The sequence below is a fragment of the Bacillus bingmayongensis genome, assembly GCF_000299035.1.
GTDB classification, from domain to species: Bacteria; Bacillota; Bacilli; order Bacillales; family Bacillaceae_G; genus Bacillus_A; species Bacillus_A bingmayongensis.
Genome location: NZ_AKCS01000062.1, coordinates 1 through 4257, shown reverse-complemented (window position 1 = coordinate 4257; position 4257 = coordinate 1). Strand labels below are relative to the sequence as shown.

The window sequence follows — 4257 nt, the reverse complement described above, 5'->3', positions numbered from 1 at the left end:
CACCACTTAACCTTAACAAAACTTCGCAACAGAACCATTTGAAATCTATTTAACCCATCTAAAAATTGCAACTCTGGGTGTACAATCTTTCCATCTTTGTCTTCTAAATTTATGTATGGATTCCTTATAAGTAAAATATTTATTTGGTTTTGTTTTTTAGATAAATCAATGTCTTTAAAATTTAGTTTTAATGACATATCTGATTCATAAATTGATTTAAAATACATACCATTGGTTAACTTAGGATTTATATCATAGCCTACCATAGGAATAATTATAAATTCTTCATTTTTTCGGCCATATAAATGTAACCAATAATCTTTTTGAATATCTTTTTTATTTATAATATCTAAAACATCTGATGCATTAAAAGTTTCATTATTTGTAATGAATAAACCTTTTTCTGCTAAAGTAGTTTTGTTTTTTTGACTAATTTGTACATAATTTGGTTTGTTTATAATATTGTTGTTTTCAAATTTTATTTGAAAACGTTGAAATACATAAAAATGATCAGAAGGAACATAGTGATCTGAAGTTAAAAATTGGTTTGGTTCTCTAATAAGTATAGCTACTACATCATGAATTCCCTTAGTTACTTTAGGGAATTCAATCGTATACGTTTCTTTTTTATTAGGTCCTATAGATACATCAAAATATGATCTTTTTTCAGTATCATTTTCCAAATTAAAATTTATTTTTTTATAATCTAATAAAAGAATTAATCTGTAATTTACTGTTTCAGGAAAATAACTTGCAATGTGAAAAGAAGCTGAAAAAGAACCATCTTTTGATTCGAATGTTCTTTTTTTAGATTCTTCATTTTGTTTGGGGACGACTTCCAATTCAGTTCCTACTTGATCTTTGTTGGAGGAGTTTTTATTATCCTCATTGATAAAATCCGTTACTGTAGAAGAAGTATTATGGTTAGATGTTTTATTGTTGCAACCTAATAATGAGGTTATCAAAAGAAAAACCAGAATTAAACTATGAATGTATTTCATTAAAAATTCACCTCAGTAGTATAAGAATATATCTACATTTATTTTTTAGTTTGTAGGAGGGATTGAAGTTTTAAGAAGAAAGTAGCAAGTTTAATGCTATTATCATGAAAGGATTTTTTAATAGCAATTATAAATGTAATTTCACTATATAACAGGGGCTGCCATACAATTCGAAATTTATATTTTAATGGCAGTTCCCTGTATATAAAGTTTATAATTATTTATTTCAAAAAATTAAAAAGTTTTACCATACGAAGTAAATGTAGTTCTAGCCTTTCCTGAATAAGTAAGGAATTTATGTGTTCCATCTTGTTGATATCTTAGTCCTGATGAGAATGGAGCTGTATTTGTTACTGAAACAAATCGACTGCCATTTCTATATTTTGAGTTCATATCATAATATTTTCCACTTTTATATATAGTTCCAATAACACTTATATAAGAAAGGGTGGAAGTTGATGAACTAGAACTTTGTCCAACTATTTCATTACTACCTAAATAAACATTTGAATTTCCGTTTAGATAAACAATCACTTCTTTTAAATCAGAACCAGTATCAGTTACAGTTAGTTGACTGTCAGTTTCAACATTTTCAAATGGTACAGGTTCATTTTCTTCTGCATGTGAAACTGATGGTAGTGCTCCCCCAAACAATAAGCTTGCAGCAAAAGTCCATGTTATCACTTTTTTTAATTTCAAATTCCATTCTCCCCCTATTGATTTCTAAATTTTGGAATAACAATATTGATTTTATAATATTTAGAATTTTTTTACAAAGATATTTATTCCGTCATTTTTTTATTTTGTGTATATTATTTTCGACAAACACGAAATATACGATAAACCTAGTTGGGTTAAAGGTAACGCTTCCTAATTTTGCCGCCATCTGTTCAGAAAAACATGACTTTCTGGACAATGATAAAAAATATTATTTACAAAATTTAAAAAGCTATCCATACAGCTAGCTTTCGTCAACAATATCAATATACAGGACTAGCGTATTTCTAAAGATAATATGCCAAATAAAAAAGAAAGGCCCCCCTTAATGGATAAATTAATTTTGTGATTCTATAGAAAACGTACCAAAAAGTAAATCTTTTGGGACGTTCTTTTTATACGAATAGTCAAGGGATAATACATAGGTTAAAGATGTTCCAAAAATTTATTTTAAAATTGAATATGAAGAGGTATACACCGTATGTCCTTAAAGGTACACCTTTTGAGCCACTTTTTATTACCACGTATTCAAAGATGCGGAGAACCCTTGGTGCGTCTATAAAAGTATAGTAAATACACGTATCTCGGCTGAACTCCTATCTCGTTTTCGTTAGCTTGATGGCGATGGGGAAAGTACCCAATATATAATTTATAAAAAATGTTATTCTTTCTTAGCAAGCAGAAAGAATAACATTTTTTATTTTTTGGAAATTGTGTGATTTCTTACTACAAAAGAGTCTGATTAGTTAATAACATATTGAATTACATGTTATTTTGCATTTTTTCAATACCTAATGATACGTCTTTCTTGGTATGCGCAATCCAAGCTATATGACCATCCGGTCGAATCCAAACTGCACTTATATTTTCTAACTCAGAATGTTGTATTTGTCCTACAATCACTTTTATATGTGAATCAATGTTTATTTTATCTACCATATCTACATAAGAAGGATGTATCAATAAAATGAATTTCCCATCATGCATCACTTCATAGAGTGTGTGATTGTTCTGATCTTGTGCATAAATAGAAAAATTGGGACATCTTTTTCCTAGCCATGGATGTTTTTTCGTATTATGCATAGGTGGATACATAATTCCTAGACCACTTACTTTTTTAGCTAAATCTTGATTCACTTTTGGGTATGTGAGTAAGTGAGAAAATAGCTCTCTTAGTTCCATTCCAGCATTTGAAAAGTTCATCATTAATTGTTCTTGCGCTTGTGTCTCTTTTAAAAATTGCTTTCCTACAGCATGTCGTTCAATATGGTAACTTTCTAGTAGGTTTTCATATTTTTTTTGTTTTATAGCTAATCCCAATTTCCATCCTAAATTAAAAGCATCTTGTAAACCTACATTTAAACCTTGTCCACCTGCAGGTAAATGAATATGTGCCGCATCTCCTGCTAAGAATACACGCAAATATTGATAAGTATCTGCTAATTTGGTTGCATTTCCAAAACGAGAGAGCCAAATCGTTTCCTTAATTTGAATACGTTCACCTGTAATACGATAAACACTATCCATAAGCTCCTCTTCTGTGACAGCAATTTGTACAGGTGTATGCTGATATACAGGATCTACAATTGCAAAACGAAATACTCCAGGCGCAATCGGTACCATCATTACTATCCCATGTATATTAGATGTAGAGAAAAATGGATTATCTGGAATATCTTCTAAAATCACATCTCCCAATATAGCAGTGGCTGTAGTATCCGTTCCACTAAATGGTATATGCGATAATTCGCGTACGATGCTTCTTGCACCGTCAGCGCCTACCACATATGGAACTTCTAGTTTATATATATTTTCTCTTTGCTCTATTTCTAGCTTTACGAATGTTTCATGCTGTTTTAAGTTTTTCACAGTATGCCCTCGTTTGATGTCCACACCTAATTCTAATGCGCGTTCTTCTAATATTTCTTCTGTAATAGATTGAGGAATAAACAGTGTGTAGGGAAAATCCGTATCTAAATTTTTGAAGTTTAATCTTGTTTCTAAGACAGCGAAATGACTTGTATCTAATTTTTTCCCACGAGATAAAAATCTGTTTTCAATACCTCTCATAGCCATCAATTCTAAGGAGCGAGGATGTAATGTCATTGCTCTAGAATTTCGTATACGATCCACTCTTCTTTCCAACACAACAACTTTTATACCTTGAATAGCTAATTCACATGCGGTCATTAATCCTACTGGACCACCACCAACAACTGCTACATCATAATGATTTCTCATGTCATGCCCTCCATTTATTTGATTGATTAGGACTAATCGTACAAAAACATGTACACATAATAGATTCTCAGTTAATAAATATTATGTTTATGTATGCAAGTATACCGCATTTTTGTTTCCTGGGAAACAAAAATGCGCTTAGAATATGAAAAATGAGGTGATAAATTCGTTGTTCCCCAATGTGCTGAATTCTCATAAACAATTATGGAAAGATAAAATTTTCGTTTTGGGGCGTTATAAAATTCTTAAGTTGATGGGCATGGGGTAGCACCACACATCCATCAACTTAAGGATTTAG

Annotated in this window: 3 protein-coding genes; all 3 read right to left on the bottom strand. The window is 30.7% G+C overall.

Annotated elements, in window-relative coordinates; all coding sequences use genetic code 11:
- Positions 1-1001 (bottom strand): hypothetical protein (locus tag Y7E_RS29335; RefSeq protein ID WP_017150518.1); only part of this gene is annotated, 1001 nt, incomplete at its 3' end.
- 234 nt (positions 1002-1235) lie between these two features.
- Positions 1236-1700, bottom strand: a complete 465-nt coding sequence (locus Y7E_RS0106690) for a hypothetical protein (protein WP_017150517.1) — start codon at positions 1698-1700, stop codon at positions 1236-1238.
- Positions 1701-2480: 780 nt separating this feature from the next.
- Positions 2481-3959: an FAD-dependent oxidoreductase gene (locus tag Y7E_RS0106685; RefSeq protein ID WP_017150516.1), complete on the bottom strand. Its 1479-nt coding sequence runs from the start codon at positions 3957-3959 to the stop codon at positions 2481-2483.
- Between the last annotated feature and the right edge of the window lie 298 nt (positions 3960-4257).